This window comes from Mucilaginibacter pallidiroseus (assembly GCF_007846085.1).
GTDB classification, from domain to species: Bacteria; Bacteroidota; Bacteroidia; order Sphingobacteriales; family Sphingobacteriaceae; genus Mucilaginibacter; species Mucilaginibacter pallidiroseus.
This window is the reverse complement of sequence record NZ_VOEJ01000004.1, coordinates 59,758-76,168: the sequence shown is the minus strand read 5'-3', so window position 1 is coordinate 76,168 and position 16,411 is coordinate 59,758. Positions and strand designations below refer to the sequence as shown.

Annotated in this window: 14 protein-coding genes and 1 tRNA gene; 8 read left to right on the top strand and 7 right to left on the bottom strand. The window is 43.5% G+C overall.

Annotated features, from left to right (window positions below; genetic code table 11):
* Nucleotides 1-5 precede the first annotated feature (5 nt).
* The 5 genes from FPZ43_RS09625 to FPZ43_RS09605 form a co-directional block, all read right to left on the bottom strand.
* Nucleotides 6-2,306: a TonB-dependent receptor domain-containing protein gene (locus FPZ43_RS09625; RefSeq protein ID WP_261381057.1), complete on the bottom strand. Its 2,301-nt coding sequence runs from the start codon at nucleotides 2,304-2,306 to the stop codon at nucleotides 6-8.
* A gap of 190 nt (nucleotides 2,307-2,496) precedes the next feature.
* Nucleotides 2,497-3,057, bottom strand: coding sequence for an aminoacyl-tRNA hydrolase (gene pth / locus FPZ43_RS09620; protein ID WP_146381969.1), 561 nt, complete (start codon nucleotides 3,055-3,057; stop codon nucleotides 2,497-2,499).
* A 559-nt stretch (nucleotides 3,058-3,616) separates the two neighbouring features.
* Nucleotides 3,617-4,198 carry a 50S ribosomal protein L25/general stress protein Ctc gene (locus FPZ43_RS09615; RefSeq protein WP_146381708.1) on the bottom strand — a complete coding sequence of 194 codons (582 nt, stop codon included), beginning with the start codon at nucleotides 4,196-4,198 and terminating at the stop codon, nucleotides 3,617-3,619.
* Between the two features lie 55 nt (nucleotides 4,199-4,253).
* Nucleotides 4,254-5,198 (bottom strand): ribose-phosphate pyrophosphokinase, encoded by a 945-nt coding sequence (locus FPZ43_RS09610; RefSeq protein ID WP_146381707.1) that lies wholly within the window; start codon nucleotides 5,196-5,198, stop codon nucleotides 4,254-4,256.
* 145 nt (nucleotides 5,199-5,343) lie between these two features.
* Nucleotides 5,344-5,414, bottom strand: a tRNA-Gln gene (locus FPZ43_RS09605).
* Between the two features lie 214 nt (nucleotides 5,415-5,628).
* Between FPZ43_RS09605 and FPZ43_RS09600 the strand changes: the two genes are divergently transcribed.
* The 5 genes from FPZ43_RS09600 (at nucleotide 5,629) to FPZ43_RS09580 (ending at nucleotide 11,491) form a co-directional block, all read left to right on the top strand.
* Nucleotides 5,629-8,769: a protein O-mannosyl-transferase family gene (locus tag FPZ43_RS09600; protein WP_146381706.1), complete on the top strand. Its 3,141-nt coding sequence runs from the start codon at nucleotides 5,629-5,631 to the stop codon at nucleotides 8,767-8,769.
* Between the two features lie 404 nt (nucleotides 8,770-9,173).
* Nucleotides 9,174-9,713 carry a hypothetical protein gene (locus FPZ43_RS09595; protein ID WP_146381705.1) on the top strand — a complete coding sequence of 180 codons (540 nt, stop codon included), beginning with the start codon at nucleotides 9,174-9,176 and terminating at the stop codon, nucleotides 9,711-9,713.
* 120 nt (nucleotides 9,714-9,833) lie between these two features.
* Nucleotides 9,834-10,631, top strand: a complete 798-nt coding sequence (locus tag FPZ43_RS09590; RefSeq protein ID WP_146381704.1) for a HipA family kinase — start codon at nucleotides 9,834-9,836, stop codon at nucleotides 10,629-10,631.
* Nucleotides 10,609-10,992 (top strand): DUF3037 domain-containing protein, encoded by a 384-nt coding sequence (locus tag FPZ43_RS09585; RefSeq protein WP_146381703.1) that lies wholly within the window; start codon nucleotides 10,609-10,611, stop codon nucleotides 10,990-10,992. The genes FPZ43_RS09590 and FPZ43_RS09585 overlap by 23 nt, the downstream gene beginning before the upstream one ends.
* Nucleotides 10,993-11,023: 31 nt before the next feature.
* On the top strand, nucleotides 11,024-11,491 hold the full coding sequence (locus FPZ43_RS09580) for a lipocalin family protein (RefSeq protein ID WP_146381702.1): 468 nt from the start codon (nucleotides 11,024-11,026) through the stop codon (nucleotides 11,489-11,491).
* Here the strand turns inward: FPZ43_RS09580 and FPZ43_RS09575 are convergent, their stop codons facing one another.
* On the bottom strand, nucleotides 11,492-12,202 hold the full coding sequence (locus FPZ43_RS09575) for a hypothetical protein (protein WP_146381701.1): 711 nt from the start codon (nucleotides 12,200-12,202) through the stop codon (nucleotides 11,492-11,494).
* 89 nt (nucleotides 12,203-12,291) lie between these two features.
* Between FPZ43_RS09575 and FPZ43_RS09570 the strand changes: the two genes are divergently transcribed.
* Nucleotides 12,292-13,131 carry a ThuA domain-containing protein gene (locus tag FPZ43_RS09570; protein ID WP_146381700.1) on the top strand — a complete coding sequence of 280 codons (840 nt, stop codon included), beginning with the start codon at nucleotides 12,292-12,294 and terminating at the stop codon, nucleotides 13,129-13,131.
* Nucleotides 13,132-13,197: 66 nt separating this feature from the next.
* Nucleotides 13,198-14,658 carry a glycoside hydrolase family 30 protein gene (locus FPZ43_RS09565; RefSeq protein ID WP_146381699.1) on the top strand — a complete coding sequence of 487 codons (1,461 nt, stop codon included), beginning with the start codon at nucleotides 13,198-13,200 and terminating at the stop codon, nucleotides 14,656-14,658.
* Nucleotides 14,659-14,722: 64 nt separating this feature from the next.
* On the opposite strand, the gene FPZ43_RS09560 is transcribed toward FPZ43_RS09565, so the two are convergent.
* The gene (locus FPZ43_RS09560) at nucleotides 14,723-14,920 is read right to left on the bottom strand and encodes a hypothetical protein (protein WP_146381698.1); all 198 of its coding nucleotides are present in this window, start codon (nucleotides 14,918-14,920) and stop codon (nucleotides 14,723-14,725) included.
* A 240-nt stretch (nucleotides 14,921-15,160) separates the two neighbouring features.
* Here FPZ43_RS09560 and FPZ43_RS09555 point away from each other — a divergent pair, with 240 nt between their 5' ends.
* Nucleotides 15,161-16,288, top strand: coding sequence for an alpha/beta hydrolase (locus tag FPZ43_RS09555; protein WP_146381697.1), 1,128 nt, complete (start codon nucleotides 15,161-15,163; stop codon nucleotides 16,286-16,288).
* Nucleotides 16,289-16,411: the final 123 nt, after the last annotated feature.

The following is a 16,411-nucleotide window of genomic DNA, read 5'->3' as shown; positions in this document are numbered from 1 at the left end:
ATTTATCAATTTCTTGAACCGCCGCTGCTTGTATCATCATTATTTATACCACGCTGATTTTTTTTGATAGAGGCATTAAGCTTACCAAACTTGTAGTTGACACTTATGCCAAATGCACGGTAAAACTGATAGTTATATGTGGTAGTTCGAAACTCATTGGTACGGGTTTGGAAATCCAGCTTGATATACTTACTGAACGGACTATTTGTATAAACAGAGACATTTAGTTTTTTACCAAAAAACTCTTTAGACATGTTAGCACCATAGCCTAAGTAGTAATTATCGGTACCCTGCAGCAATACGTAACGGCTATCAAACCCAAGGTTTACACCTATACGGTAGCCACTATCAAATTTGTAGCTGCTGTTGGTAAACAAGTGCCCCTGCTGACCGCTATTTTTGAAAAACTGGTTGCCGTAATCACCCTCCAGCCATACCTGCATTACTTCGGCATTTACATTTACGTTAAAACGCTTGGTAAACGGCATGTTCAGATTAACATCCAGCCCAAGGTTTTTTGTTTTGCCTACGTTGGCAAAAGTGGTGGTAGTAACGGTACCGTCAACCCTTGAGAAGTTTTGGATAGTATTATTGGCGAACGAATAACTGGTGCTGATGTTTATAGAGCCCTTGCTAAAATTGCCATAGCTTAACTCGAAGTTATTGTTTACCGATGGGCGCAAAGCCGGATTACCCGTTGTAACAAAATTTGGGTTGGTACGATCAACAAAAGGGTTGAGCTGATAAATACCCGGCCTTTGAATACGCTGTGTAAAACCAAATGTTAACGAACTATTTTTTAAACTGCGTTGTATAGATACGGACGGTATAACGTTGTTGAACCTTTGGTTGAGCGATGTATCGCTTGATGTAAAATCGGCATCAACCGTTGTACGTTCATAACGGCCACCTGCTTTAAACGTCCACTTATTGGCTTTCAAAGTATACGAGTTGTAAACACTATACACGTTTTGCTGATAATCGAACATGTTTGACTGGCCCGCATTCAGTACATATTGATTTGTCGCGGGGTCAAAACCCTCGAACCGGAAATCGCTAAAGTTGTTACGGCTTATTAATTTACCTCCTGCTTCTACCGTAATTACCTTTAAAGGCTGTACGTAGTCCAATTGAGCGGTATGTTCCCTACCTCCCGCTTTATTAAACTGCCTGAAGTTATTGGCATTGCCCGGCTCAACCTGGTTGTTGTTGCTGCTCCGGTTATTGCTGAATTTGTATGATGCTGTTAACAGTTGCTCCTTATTTGCTTTAAAACCTAATTGATAATTAAGCCCAAAGTCCTGACCATCAAACTTACGGTTACTGTTATTTATGGTAGTGTATCTATTTTGCACGCCACCCAGGTCTTCGGTGTTGTACTGAGTACCGCCGCCATTATTGCTGTTGCTATAAGCGTTAAAGGTTCCTGTAAGCAAGTTTAATGTATCAGCTTCGTAACTCAACTCGGTGCTTACATAGCGATTGGTGCCGCTCATAAACCTGTCGCCTTCCTGGATAATGGTATTAGGCTCCTTTAAAAATTCGGTGCGGTTATAAAATGGCTGCGAGCGGCGCGGCCTGCTTCCTATACCGGCAAACGCGTTAAGGCCAATTTTACCTTGTTTAACGGTTAAATTTATATTACTCCTTATACCATAAACAGAGTTGTAATTGGCATTTACCGAGCCATTGTAGCCCTCGTCGGCTTTCTTTTGTGTTATGATGTTGATGATACCCGATAAGCCTTCGGCATCATACTTAGCCGGCGGCGTTGTGATCACTTCAATCTTCACAATGTTGGTACCCGGCATGGCCTTCAATATATCTGACGGGTTGGCCGACATGAGCGCCGACTCCTTGCCATTCAGCAATATCTTATAATTGCCGCTACCGCGAAGTTTAATGGCATCGTTTCCATCAACAGATAGCATGGGCACTTTCCTGATCATGTCCAACGCGGTAAGCGTTTTACTTTCCGGGTCGGCCAGTACATCATAGCTTATGCGGTCAACCTCTTGTTTCATTAATGGTTTGGCGGCCACAATTGAAACTTCTTTTAGCTGTTTACTTGCAGGAGAAAGGATAACCTTACCAACATCGGTACTTTTAGCTGCTATGCTGATAACCTTGGTGCTGTAGCCAAGGTATATTAAGGAAAGTTTGTAGCCTTTCGCAGCAAGCCCGGTTAACTCAAAAGAGCCATCGTCTTCGGTCAGCATGCTTTTTACTGGCTGATTAGTGGCTGCATCGGTAACAGCAACGGTTACGTAACCAAGCGGCTTGTTTACAGCCGAATCGATCACTATTCCTTTTACCGAAATGTTTGGTGTAGATGTTTGTGCGAAAGTGGTAAGGCAAATGCAGATGAAAGTGCTGCAAGTAGAAATTTTTTCATTTAGGTGTTTTATGCCTCATATGACGTAGGCATAAATGGAAACGTTGCACCTAAAGAAAAATTTAACAGATATTTAACTCAATACGCTGGCGCTAAGTATTCTATTTATTAAACCTTGTCATGGTAAGTTCGGTACCGATTGTGCAGAAAGCCTTAACCATTTCAATAGACCTATCAATAAGCGCAGGCAACTCGGGCAATTCGTCTTTATCAAATTTGCTCAATACAAAATCAACCTGGCGGCCTTTTGGGTAATTATCACCTATGCCGAAACGTAGCCTTGCGTAATTGCTGTTGCCTAATACAGCTTCAATGTTTTTAAGTCCGTTGTGCCCGGCGGCACTGCCTTTGGGCTTTAAGCGAAGTGTTCCTAATGGCAACGCAAGATCATCAACAATTACCAATACATTTTCTATCGGGATTTTAAGGTCCTTCATCCAGTGGTTAAGGGCTTTGCCGCTCAGGTTCATGTATGTAGTTGGTTTGATAAGGTTAATACTGCGCCCTTTATGGCTTACCTCGGTATGTGCAGCAAGGCGGCCTGTGCTAAAACGCGCACCCTCCTGTTTAGCATATTCATCTAAAACCATAAAACCTATGTTATGCCTCGTATCGGCATACTCCGGGCCGATGTTACCGAGGCCAACTATCAAATACTTCATATCTGCGGGTACCGATGGTACTGTTGCCTCCGGCTGCTTAAAAATTTTGCTAAAAAAAGAGCTGATGCCCATATTACGTTTAGTGCAAAGATAAAATTATTTGAAATGAACTGCGGGTAAGTTTTTGGCCGAAGACATGTACTTGCTTAGCATCCGTCGGCTGAAGCCGACGGCAATGAATACTAAGTATTCACTTTCTCAACCTATGAACATCAGACTTCATTGCCGTCCCTTTCAAGTATCCGTCGGCTGAAGCCGACAGCAATGAATACTAAGTATTCATCCCGATGCATATTGGCATCTTAAATGCATGGCAGATTGCCTTGTGGGATGCTGAAACAAGTTCAGCAAGACCGGTTAAATACTTGGTCATGCCGATGCATATCGGCATCTCATATGCTCGAAAGCTACTTTGTGGGACCGAAATAAATTCTACATGATAAGCTGTAGTCCAAAAACTTCATTACCGTCCCTTTCAAGGGACGGATTACCAACAGCCATAAACAACAACAGCGACAAGGTTACCCTTATCGCTGTTATCGGTGCAATTGCAAATTAATTATTTGCCTTTGCTTGCTTCTTGTTCTGCCTGACGCAATGCACGTGAAGTAGTTACAGATACAACAGTATCTTCCTGAGCGTTAGTGATAGTAATGTTAGGGTAGTTGATTTCGCTAACACGTACTGATTTACCAACTTCAAGCGCTTCAATGCTCACTTCAATGTTGTCTAAGTGGTCTTTAGGTAAAGCTTTAACACGTAATTTACGTAGTTTCTGTACCAATTTACCACCCACTTTAACACCAGGAGATGTACCTGTTAATTTTACAGGTATCTCGATAGTTACCGGTTTGTTCTCATCTAACTCTAAAAAGTCGATGTGGATAAGCTGCTCAGTTAACGGATGGAATTGTGCATCCTTAATAATAGCCTGAGCAGTTTTGTCGCCTACAGTGATGTCGATGAAATGAACAACCGGAGTGTAGATCACGGCTCTCAAATCAGCTGCGGACACTGCAAAGTGGGTTTGGGTAGCCCCACCGTAAAGCACTGCAGGCACTAAGCCCTGGTAACGCAGTTCCTTCGCGTCTCTTTTCCCTACGTTCTCTCTCAGAGAACCGCTAATAGCAATTGATTTCATTATTTATTTATGTTACAAGCCATACCAACGCGGTATGGATATTTTAATTCAATTTTTAGTCTACCTTAAACAACTGGCTTATCGAGCCATGCTCATTTACATTGGCAATTGCCTTGGCAAACAAATCCGCTGTAGACAATACTTTTATTTTGCTGCTTTCTTGCTTCAAAGGTATAGTGTCCGTAACTATCAGTTCGGCAAGGGCCGAATTTTCAATAGTTTCATAAGCCTTACCGGATAAAACCGGGTGTGTACAAACTGCGCGAACACTACGCGCACCGCGCTCCATAATTAAGCTGGCTGCCTTTGCAAGCGTGCCTGCTGTATCGCAGATATCGTCGATCAGCACAATATCCTGATCAGTTACATCACCAATAATGGTCATGCTTTCAATCTCGTTGGCACGTTTACGGCGTTTATCGCAAATTACAACCTCTGCGTTAAAAAACTTGGCAAAGCTGCGTGCCCTGTATGAGCCGCCCATATCCGGCGATGCAATGGTAAGATTGCTCAAGCCAAGGCTTTTTATATAAGGCACAAATATTACCGATGCATCAAGGTGGTCAACCGGTACATCAAAAAACGCCTGGATCTGCGCCGCGTGCAGGTCCATCGTCATGATGCGGTTAATACCGGCAGCTACCAAAAGGTTGGCAACCAGTTTTGATCCAATGGCAACACGGGGTTTATCCTTCCTGTCTTGACGGGCTAAACCGAAGTATGGTATAACTGCTATAATGTAATGAGCTGATGCACGGCGGGCGGCATCAATCATCATCAGCAATTCCATCAGATTATCAGTAGGCTGGTGCGTGCTTTGTATTAAAAATACGTCGCAGCCGCGGATAGATTCATTAAAATGTGGTTGAAACTCGCCATCGCTGAAGCGCGATAAAACAACATCGCCAAGTTCATGACCGTATGCTGCTGCAATGTTTTTTGACAGTTCTGTTGAACCTGTACCAGAGAATAGCTTAACCGTATTAAACTGTAAAGGCATCTTTTTGTGATTTCAAATCCCGCAGCTAAAGGCCGTACGCCGTAGTTGCTCCAAATAATCAGCACCCCGTATAAACAAATCGGATTTCTTATTTTCCTCCGGATGTTACTCCGAAATTGAAAACCAGAAATCCGAATTTCTATTGTTGCCCGACCAGGATTCGAACCTAGACAAACGGTACCAAAAACCGTCGTACTACCATTATACTATCAGGCAATCTCCTTTGGTTTGTAAGCCTCCCCGAAAAGGAATGCAAATATAAGACGAATACCAATAAGTTAAAAGCAAAATTTTAAAAAATTTATTAAAGCCTTTATTACCTGTATCATACACGTTAAAAAATGTTAAGGAATGTGCATTTATCATCAAAAGCATAATAGTTTTATTAATTTCGGCAGGTCAAAACCATAGTAATATCGTTTTTTAACTCATGAATTATAACAAAACCAACAATATATTTGGCTGGGCAGCCTTTATTATTGCTTCGTTAACCTACATCTTAACACTCGAGCCCTCTACCAGCTTTTGGGATTGCGGCGAATTTATTGCCTGCATATATCGCCTGCAAGTGGCGCATCAGCCCGGGGCACCTTTGTTCACTATGATAGGCAAAGTGTTCTCGCTTCTTTCATTAGGGGATAATTCAAAAGTTGCGAAATTTACCAATATGTCATCGGCACTGGCCAGCGGTGCTACCATATTGTTCCTTTTCTGGAGCATTACCGCGCTTGCCAAAAAAATATTAGTTAAATCGAAAGAGCAGTTAACGCAAACCAACATCATCCTTATTATGGGTGCAGGTTTGGTAGGCTCATTGGCTTATACATTTTCGGATACCTTTTGGTTCTCGGCTGTTGAGAGCGAGGTTTACGCTTTATCATCGTTATGTACAGCGGTTGTATTTTGGGCGATTTTAAAATGGGATGCCCATGCGGATGAAGAGCGTGCCGATAAATGGATTATTGTTATTGCCTACATCATGGGGCTTTCGATAGGCATCCACTTACTTAACTTATTAGTGATACCTGCTATTGCATTGGTTATTTACTTCCGTCGAGCTAAAGAGATCACTACAAAGGGCACCATATGGGCCTTTATACTAGGTGTCATTACCGTTGCAGTCATTCTTTGGGGTGTGATACAGTTTACCGTTAAAGGCGCTGCCTTTGCCGACCTGTTCTTTGTAAACACCCTGGGCTTCGGTTTCGGTAGCGGTGCTATTATATTCTTCCTGTTGGTTATAGGTACGCTGGTTGCCGGTATATTATATACTATAAAACCATCAACAGTGTTATTGGGCATTACCGTAGCGTGCTTTGTGTTGTTCCTGGGCATCAGCGCAGGTATATTGGGCTTGGTAGGCGCAGCGGCGGTACTTGCCTTTTTAGAGTATGTTGTTAAAGTGCGTGAGCGCCGTGCGGCGCTTAACCGCGTTTTAATATCCGCCGTGTTCATCCTGTTTGGTTACAGCTCATTTGTAATGATTGTTATCCGTGCAAAAGCAGGTACCAACCTTAACAATAGCGATCCGCAGGATGCTTTTGCCCTGAACAGTTATCTTAACCGCGATCAGTACGGCGAAACGCCTTTATTATATGGTGAATTCTTTGACGCCAAACCTACCGATCAAAAAGAAGGTGCAACCATATATCGCCGCGGCGAGAAGAAATATGAGGTTGCAGGCAAAAAGCTAAATACCATTTACGATCATAATACATTGTTCCCGCGTATGTTTAGCCAAAAGCCAAACCATCCGCAGTTTTATAGGGAATGGTCTCACCTGGGGCCGGACGAAGCGCCTACTATGGGTACCAACCTGGGCTTTTTTGGTAGCTGGCAGGTAAACCAAATGTATACCCGTTACTTTTTATGGAACTTTGTTGGTCGCGCCAATGAAATGGATGGGCAGATGAGCAACAGCGCCATTGATGGCAGCTGGATTAGCGGCCTTAACTTTAAAAAGGAACTGCCAACATCTGTAACGCAAAGCAATACTTATAACCGCCTTTTCTTTTTACCACTTATTATTGGCCTGTTAGGCGTAGTTTACCACTTTAAACGTAATCAGCGCGATGCTGGCGTAGTAGCGGTACTATTTTTCTTTACAGGTTTGGCCATTGTGCTTTACCTTAACCAAGACCCATTGCAGCCACGTGAACGTGATTACGCTTACGCAGGTTCTTTTTATGCCTTTGCCATTTGGATAGGCTTGGGTGTGTTGATGATAGCCGACTTTTTAAGCAAAAAAATGAATGCTAAAACAGGTGCCATCATAGCTACGGTTGTTTGCTTATTGGCAGCGCCTGTTTTAATGGCCAGCCAGGAATGGGATGACCACGACCGCTCAACTAAAATGACACCGCATGATATGGCTTATGATTACCTAAACTCGTGTGCGCCTAATGCTATTTTGTTTGTTTATGCCGATAACGACACCTATCCGCTTTGGTACATCCAGGAAGTTGAAGGTATAAGGCCCGATGTGCGTATTGTAAATCTTAGCTTATTAGGTACGGATTGGTACATCCGCCAGATGAAGCAAAAAATGAACGACTCTGAGCCTTTGCCTATCACTATGCCAAACAGCAAGTTTGTATCGGGCGTGCGCGATGTAATTTACTACAACGACTCCAAACTTAACGGTTCAGTTGATTTGAAGGAATTATTTGACTTTATCACATCTGATGATGCCCAAACCAAAGTGCAGTATGAGAACGGCGAAAGCGCAAACTATTTGCCTACCAAAAATTTCAGCCTGAGTGTAAACCCGGAAGAAGCTATTAAGGCAGGTGCGGTACCTGAGCAATTGCGCAGCCGCATAGATACATCGATGAAATGGACCTACCCTGGTAAGTACATCACTAAAGATAACCTTGCTATTATAGATATCCTGGCGCACAATAACTGGAAACGCCCGGTTTACTTTTCGGTTACCGCAGGTACCGAAAACATGATAGGCCTTGACCGTTACATGTACAACGAAGGTTTTGCTTACCGCCTGATGCCTTTAAAACCGGATACTACACAGCAACCGCTTGAGGCAAGCAACACCCTAATCATGTACAACAACATGGTAAACAAATTTAAGTACGGCAATTTTAAAACTGCCCGTAACCTTGATCATGAATCTACCACGTTGTTTTACCCGTTGATGACGCGCATGTATGCCAACCTTACCGATAATCTTTTAAAAGAAGGACACCAGGATCTGGCTAAAAACGCATTGAAAAAATATGATGCAAACATGCCGGAAGCAATCAGCTCATCGGAATTGGCTATCCGCAAATATTACATGGCCGAAACTGCATATCATGTGAACGACCAGGCAATGGCCAACAAACTAATTAAGCTGGTTGATGATTTCGTGATCGACCAACTAAAATACAACTACAGCCAGTCGCAAAGTGGCGGCGAGGTGAGCAGCAGGGACGTACAGCTGGCGATGTCGTTACTTAACGGTATGGACGGCTTAACCAAGGAGTTTAAGCAAACCCAGCTCAATAACAAAATAAGCGCCGAGCTTAAAGAGTATGCCTCAAAATTTGGCGGCATGCAGGCGCCACAGCAATAAATAATAATTCTTTAGATTTTAAAAAAAGCGGCTTACGGCCGCTTTTTTTGTTTGCAGTTACGAGTTGCTAATAACGTTCATACCGATGCGTTTCGGCATCCCATCATCCTAAAACTTAAGATGCTGAAACAAGTCCGGACTGACTCTTGAAACGGGTCAGTCTGAGGCTGTCGAAGACATAGTAACAGGGACAATTTCCCATCTCCCCGTGCCGATGCATATCGGCATCCCGACATACGGAAACGTGGGATGCTGAAACAAGTTCAGCATGACGGCATTGCCAAGCTAAATACCATATCCCCCAATTGTTAAACAACGTTAAAACCCTGTTAAATAACGTTAAAGGCCACAATTTTAAATCATTCCGCCGTTTAAGTGGCATTAATCAACTAAACAAATCAGGAATGAAAACATTTATTTTTGCGGCGGCCTTAGCAGTATTAGCCGTATGCGTTAGTACGCAAACAAAAGCACAATCAATTGAAAAAGGTAAGCTACGCTTTGGCATCGGCGCGGACGCTTTATTACCGGTGGGCAATTTTAGCCATTCCACCAATTTTGGTTTGGGAGTTACGCCAAGGCTCCAATACGGATTGTCAAACAAGGTGGCTCTTACCTTCACATCCGGCATTTATCATTTCTTCCCTAAAAACATGTATGCCCAAACACAAACGCAGTTGTATGCATACAAATGGGATTTAGATCTTATTCCTGTTAAAGTTGGGTTCAAGGCTTTTGTGTCTTCACATATATACATAGGCGGCGAAGCAGGCATGGGCTTCCAGGTAGATAACGGGGGTGGCGACTCAGAATACCTTTATTCGGGGACCGTTGGGTACGCAAACAAGAAGTGGGATTTTGGCATCCGCTATGAAAACATCTCCGGCAATGGTTACCGCAATGGTATGATCGGCCTGCGCGTAGCCTACGGCTTTGGTTTATAGCCATATTCCAAATGACTTTGAGCCTGTCGAAGACCCGGTGTCTCGACAGGCTTTACAACTCTCCTACTTACCACCCCCTACCCATTACAAACTATTACCGCTATATTAGCACCATATAACATGAGTGCTATAAACCCACCACAATTGCGTACGGTAAACGTAACGCGCTATGTAACGCCCCTTCGTGAGGGCGGTTCACTCCCGGCCATTGCCGAGGCCGACGACGGCTTTTTATATGTATTAAAATTTAGAGGTGCCGGCCAGGGGCCAAAGGCATTAATAGCTGAGTTAATAGGCGGTGAAATTGCCCGGTTGCTTGGTTTCAAAATACCGGAACTGGTGTTTGTAAACCTTGACGAAGCATTTGGCCGTACAGAACCTGACGAAGAGATACAGGATCTGCTTAAGTTCAGCGTGGGCCTCAACCTGGCATTACATTACCTATCAGGCGCTATCACATTTGATCCTACAGTTACTTACGTTGAAACCAAGCTGGCCTCGCAGATAGTTTGGCTTGATGCCTTGCTAACAAATGTTGACCGCACGCCCCGTAATACCAACATGCTGATGTGGCACAAGGAACTTTGGCTAATAGACCATGGTGCTGCCCTGTATTTTCATCACAGTATGGATAACTGGGAAGAGCAAAGCAAACGCCCTTTTGTGCAGATCAAAGATCATGTGTTGCTAAAACGCGCTGCCGATTTAGCGGAAGTGGATAACGAATTTAAAGCTATCCTAACGCCCGACCGTATAAACGCAATTGTATCAATTATCCCAGACGATTGGCTAACCGACCGCTCATTTGAAACAGCTGATGATCAGCGCCAGGTATATGCACAGTTTTTAAATACCCGTGTTGCACACTCAGATATTTTTGTAAACGAAGCCCAACATGCAAGATCGTCACTTATTTGAGTATGCTGTGATACGCGTAGTACCAAGGGTAGAACGCGAGGAATTTATTAATGTGGGCGTAGTACTGTACTGTTCTAAACAGAAGTACCTGAAGATGATATACGAGCTTGACCACAACCGCCTGCGTGCGCTGTCAAAAGATATCGATCTGGAAGGGCTGGAAGAAAACCTTCGCTCCTTTCAACGGATCAGCGAGGGTGGTAATGATGCAGGGCCAATTGGTTTGCTTGATACCGCATCACGTTTCAGATGGTTAACCGCTACGCGCAGTACAGTGGTGCAAACATCAAAGGTTCACCCAGGCTTTTGCATTGACGGGGAAGATACCTTGCAGCGCTTGTACGAGCAATTGGTAAAATAATTCAACTAAACAATCTCATATCTCACAAACAATGAAAGCTAAATTAATTATCCCGGCGGTGCTGCTACTGGCAGCCTGTAAGGAACCGGCAAAAGAATCGGCAATTACCGAAAAAGCAGTAACGCCCATTGAAGGCACCTGGAAACTTGTTTCGGCGCTCAAAATAACCAAAGGGGATACTGTATCAACCTATCCTGTTACCGGGCAAAAAGATGAAATGATAAAAATGCTGAATGCCGATCATTTTGCATTTTTAAGGCACGACCTTGATGGTAACAAGGGCAAGCGTATATATGATTCGGGCGCCGGCACTTACACTTTGGAGGGCGATAACTATACCGAAACCCTGCAATACTATACCAACCGCGCCTGGGAAGGCAACTCATTCAAGTTTAAGGTTACTTTCAAAGGCGATTCGCTTATTCAGAAAGGTATCGAAAAGATAGACAGCCTCAAGATAGATCACGAGATTGTTGAAACCTACGTTAAACTAAAATAACTATTTGCCGCCAAGTGTGGCTACTACTTCGCCGTTATCGCCCAGGGTTTGTATAACAGGTTGGTTAAGGCTATCAATGCAAATGGTTAAGCGGGGCTTACCATTTGCATCTTTCAAAAAGAGTCCTGTTTGCCCTGTTTTAGTTTTACCCAGAAACAAGCGCTCCACGCCAAGATAGCCTTTCGCTTTTAATTTGTTAATGCCATCATCATATAAAGCCTGGTTGTGCAAGCCTTTTAATGAGTCGGCATATTTGAGAAGTTGGCTCGTGCGGAAGGCATCGCTTCTATCCCACAGTTTAAAGCCATAGCTCCGGTTATTAGCGCCGTCACTTTGCTGTGCATATTGCAGTTGCATGATCTGGTCGTTCTTAAATTGATCTATAGAATACACCATGGATGCTTCCTTTTTATTACCACTGTAAATCAGTCCGCCGCACTCATCGCCTTCATCATTAAAAAATATCAGGCCCGCATCCCGCTCGCGTGGGGCAACCGCTTTACCATCCACTGCGCCCGGGTGTTGCTTTTGCTTGTTGCTGATAACCATGCGCAGTGTGCCGGTGCTGTCTACAATGTTAAGGCGTTCCAGGGTGAGTTCTTTTGCTGTCTGCTTTGCAACAAATTGGTTGATGACCAAAGCCACTACGGTAATAAACAAAACCGCTACGCATAGCTGCAAAACTTTTACTTGTCTGGCTAAATTTTCCATCTCGAAAACGTTTGAGTAGTTTGTGATAATAAATCTAAACACAATTGTTCATTTAACTATAAATTAGCTTAATAAACCAGCTATAACCCATGTTTAACACAACTAACAGCAAAGTTTTATTGCTTTGCCTTGCCTGCTTTTTTATGATCAGCACTGCGGCAGCGCAAAAGTTTAAAGTAATTGCTTTTTACACCGCCAAGAACGATCAGGCGCACATCAGCTTTGTGCATGAAGCCAACAAATGGTTCCCGCTGATGGCAAAGAAATATAATTTCGGTTACGACTCTACAAGCAACTGGAGCAACCTTAACGCAAAGTTCCTGGCAAATTATAAAGTGGTTATATTTTTAGATACCCGCCCTGAGGATAAAGATCAGCGCGCGGCTTTTGAGCAATACATGAAAAACGGCGGTGGCTGGTTAGGTTTTCACTTCTCGGCATTTGCCTTAAACAAATCTGAGTTTAACCAGGATTGGGATTGGTATCATAACGAGTTTTTGGGCTCTGGGCAATATGGCAGCAATACCTGGCGACCAACATCGGCAGTGTTAAAGGTTGAAGACCGCTCACACCCTGCCACCAAAGGCCTGCCTGCAACGTTCAAATCACAGCCTAATGAGTGGTACCGTTGGGAAAAAGACTTAACAAAAAACCCCGACATTAAAATTTTAGCATCTATTGACCCTGTAAGTTTCCCGTTAGGAACCGGCCCCAAGCAACACGAAATCTGGTACAGTGGTTACTATCCGGTAGTATGGACCAATAAAAATTATAAGATGATTTACATGAACATGGGGCATAACGATATCGACTATGAACATGGTACAAATAAGGACCTATCCCATACGCTTAATAACCCCAAGGAGGAGAAGCTTATAATTAATAGCGTTTTATGGCTCGGCGCCGGTAAAAAGTTAGTGTCCAATTAACACTATCAGCGCTTATTTTAATAGATTTGGCCAATACTGCAATCCAATAACATCTTTCCAATTATCATGACCAAAAGATATTTCTTAGTCCTCTCGCTATTTATCTCCGCGGGAGCAATAGCGCAGAAAACAATGCCAAAAGGTACCACTTACTCTGCTGCTAATAAAACCGTTAAGGTTTATGTAACCGAAAAAGGTACCGACAAAAGATTGTCGCCCGACGGCTCACTTAAATTTACCAGCAACCCGCAACCGCCCGAAACGGAGTTTGCCATATTTGTTGACCCGGCTAAAACCTTTCAAAGCATGGTAGGCATAGGTGGCGCATTAACAGACGCTGTTTCAGAAACCTTTTACAAACTACCAAAAGACAAGCAGCAGGAGTTGCTAAGCGCTTACTACGACAAAACAAAAGGCATTGGCTTTACTCTTGCCCGCACCACCATACAAAGCAGCGACTTTAGCAGCGCCAGCTACAGCTATGTAAAAGAGGGTGATGCCGACTTGAAAACGTTTGACATTAGCCACGACAAAAAATACCGCATTCCATTTATAAAGGAAGCAACAGCGGCAGCGGGTGGCAAGCTAACCATGTTTGTATCGCCTTGGAGCCCGCCTGCTTTTATGAAGGATAACAATGACGTTTTGCACGGTGGCAAACTGCTGCCTAAATACCGGCAAAACTGGGCCAACTTTTATGTGAAGTTTATAAACGCTTACGAAAAAGCGGGCATCCCTATCTGGGGGCTATCAGTACAAAATGAGCCTATGGCTACACAAACATGGGAGTCATGCAAGTACACGGCTGAGGAAGAGCGCGACTTTGTAAAGAACTTTTTAGGCCCAACCCTGGCCAAGGGCGGCATGGCTTCAAAAAAGCTGATAGTTTGGGACCACAACCGCGATTTGCTTTACCAACGCGCAAGCACCATATTGGAAGATCCCGCAGCTGCAAAATATATATGGGGTATTGGTTTCCATTGGTATGAAACATGGACAGGTGCCGGCCAAAATTTTGCAGCCGTTAGGCAAACGCATGAAGCCTTCCCCGACAAGAACCTGATATTTACAGAAGGCTGTGTTGAAAAGTTCGATTTTGAGAAACTGAACGACTGGTCGTTAGGCGAGCGTTACGGCCTCTCGATGATAAACGACTTTAATGGCGGTACAGTTGCCTGGACAGACTGGAACATACTGCTCGACGAAAAAGGTGGCCCCAACCATGTAGGCAATTTTTGCTTTGCACCCGTGCATGCAGATACCCGCAGCGGAAAGCTTATCTACACCAACTCATACTATTACATGGGGCATTTCTCCAAGTTTATCAAACCTGGTGCAAAACGTGTAGCAAGTGTTGCCAGCCGCGATAAACTGCTTACCACAGCTTACATGAATACCGATGGCTCATTAGCTGTTGTGGTTATGAACAGCACAGATGAGAAACTTGATTACAGCCTTTGGATTAAAGGTAAATCGGCAAAGGTTACCGCACAACCACATTCAATTGCTACGTTAGTGGTAAATTAAGCTGCAGCAAATTAAAAAAAGGCGCTTTGATAATCTCAAAGCGCCTTTTCTAATTATAATATAGTTAATAGTTCGGGTTATTGCCTAAACCAAATATATTAAAGTTTAGCTCCTCATTTATGTAAAGATAATTCCTGTTGTATCCTCCTACCAGCACACCATAATCTTCAGTGCTCATTTCAACACTTAGCTTAACTACGCCTTCGGTTACGTTTCCAATATTGTCGTTATTTTCCCTGTTGTTTAATGCCTGGTTGTTCATCTCTTTAAAGCCTGTATCGTTTCTAATTATAATGCGTCAGTAATACACATTATAATATTTTTTGCGCGCCAATTGTTTTTGAAAAAAATCAAATAATAAGCCCCTAAATGCACAAAAACGAAGATTATTAACCCATTTGGTTGTATTTTATATCTATTACTCAAAATCATATCTTACAAGGAAACTTTTTTAAATAAGCTGATGTTGCATGGTGAAAACGAAATAACTAAGACAAAAACCATGAAAAAAAACTTCATTAACAGTACTGCACTTGCTGCCATGCTTCTTGCAGCAGCCTGTAGCGGTGACGCAAAAAAGACCGCCGCCGATAGCACCGGTGCAGACACTGCTGCCATTGTAGCTGACACTGCTGCCGAACTTAAACCGGCGGGCCCTGCACCGGCCTGGGCACCATCAATGAAACCTGAAATGCAGGTTGTTATTGAAAAATTGGCAAGCTACGGCGATAAACCTATCCCGCAACTAACCGCAGTTGAGGCGCGTAAAAATCATACCCCTACTGATGCCGTGATGGATGTGATGAAAGAGCATGGCATTGCTAAACCTGCTTTTAAAGTTGATACCATGGGTAAAGATATACCGGTAAATGGTGGCGATATCCATGTACGTGTGTATACGCCACAAACAGGTAAATCATCATACCCGGTAATTGTGTACTACCATGGTGGCGGCTTTGTAATTGCTAATCTTGATGTTTATGATGCATCGCCAAATGCATTGGCACAAATGACGGATGCCGTTGTGGTATCTGTAGCTTACCGTTTAGCGCCCGAAAATAAATTCCCGGTTGCACACAACGATGCTTTTGATGCTTACAAATGGGTGGTTGCAAATGCATCATCAATAAAAGGCGACCCTAAAAAAATTGCCGTAGCCGGTGAAAGCGCTGGTGGGAACCTCGCTGTTGCAACAGCCATTAAAGCGCGTGATAGCAAAGTAATGCTACCTACTGCTATATTGGCTGTTTACCCGGTAGCACAATCAGACATGAACACGGCATCGTACGTAAAAAATGCTGCTGCCAAACCATTGGATAAGCCGATGATGGCATGGTTCGTTAAAAATTATTTAAACAGCATGGCAGAGGCTAAAGATCCGCGCATAAGCCTGGTTAGCGCAAATCTTAAAGGTTTACCCGCAACTACCATTATCACTGCCGAAATTGATCCGTTGCAAAGCGATGGCATGATGCTGGCTGATAAACTTAAAGCCGCAGGTGTAACCGTGGATAGCAAAAATTGGGACGGCGTAACTCATGAATTTTTTGGTATGGGTGCGGTAGTGCCGCAGGCCAAAGAAGCTGAACAATATGCGGCCGACCAACTGAAGAAAGCATTCGGAATGTAATTAACTCCTGATCTTATATACTTGAAACGCCTGGTGTAATTACCGGGCGTTTTTGTTTAGTCACGCAGCGTTAGTACTTCCCATAATAAAATCTGATATTTGATTTAACCGGTTATAAAGCAA

Excerpts from the sequence above, each read along its gene's own strand:
- pth (WP_146381969.1), bottom strand. The coding sequence starts at position 3,057 with ATGAAGTATTTGATAGTTGGCCTCGGTAACATCGGCCCGGAGTATGCC.
- FPZ43_RS09615 (WP_146381708.1), bottom strand. The coding sequence starts at position 4,198 with ATGAAATCAATTGCTATTAGCGGTTCTCTGAGAGAGAACGTAGGGAAA.
- FPZ43_RS09610 (WP_146381707.1), bottom strand. The coding sequence starts at position 5,198 with ATGCCTTTACAGTTTAATACGGTTAAGCTATTCTCTGGTACAGGTTCA.
- FPZ43_RS09600 (WP_146381706.1), top strand. The coding sequence starts at position 5,629 with ATGAATTATAACAAAACCAACAATATATTTGGCTGGGCAGCCTTTATT.
- FPZ43_RS09595 (WP_146381705.1), top strand. The coding sequence starts at position 9,174 with ATGAAAACATTTATTTTTGCGGCGGCCTTAGCAGTATTAGCCGTATGC.
- FPZ43_RS09590 (WP_146381704.1), top strand. The coding sequence starts at position 9,834 with ATGAGTGCTATAAACCCACCACAATTGCGTACGGTAAACGTAACGCGC.
- FPZ43_RS09585 (WP_146381703.1), top strand. The coding sequence starts at position 10,609 with ATGCAAGATCGTCACTTATTTGAGTATGCTGTGATACGCGTAGTACCA.
- FPZ43_RS09580 (WP_146381702.1), top strand. The coding sequence starts at position 11,024 with ATGAAAGCTAAATTAATTATCCCGGCGGTGCTGCTACTGGCAGCCTGT.
- FPZ43_RS09575 (WP_146381701.1), bottom strand. The coding sequence starts at position 12,202 with ATGGAAAATTTAGCCAGACAAGTAAAAGTTTTGCAGCTATGCGTAGCG.
- FPZ43_RS09570 (WP_146381700.1), top strand. The coding sequence starts at position 12,292 with ATGTTTAACACAACTAACAGCAAAGTTTTATTGCTTTGCCTTGCCTGC.
- FPZ43_RS09565 (WP_146381699.1), top strand. The coding sequence starts at position 13,198 with ATGACCAAAAGATATTTCTTAGTCCTCTCGCTATTTATCTCCGCGGGA.
- FPZ43_RS09560 (WP_146381698.1), bottom strand. The coding sequence starts at position 14,920 with ATGAACAACCAGGCATTAAACAACAGGGAAAATAACGACAATATTGGA.
- FPZ43_RS09555 (WP_146381697.1), top strand. The coding sequence starts at position 15,161 with ATGAAAAAAAACTTCATTAACAGTACTGCACTTGCTGCCATGCTTCTT.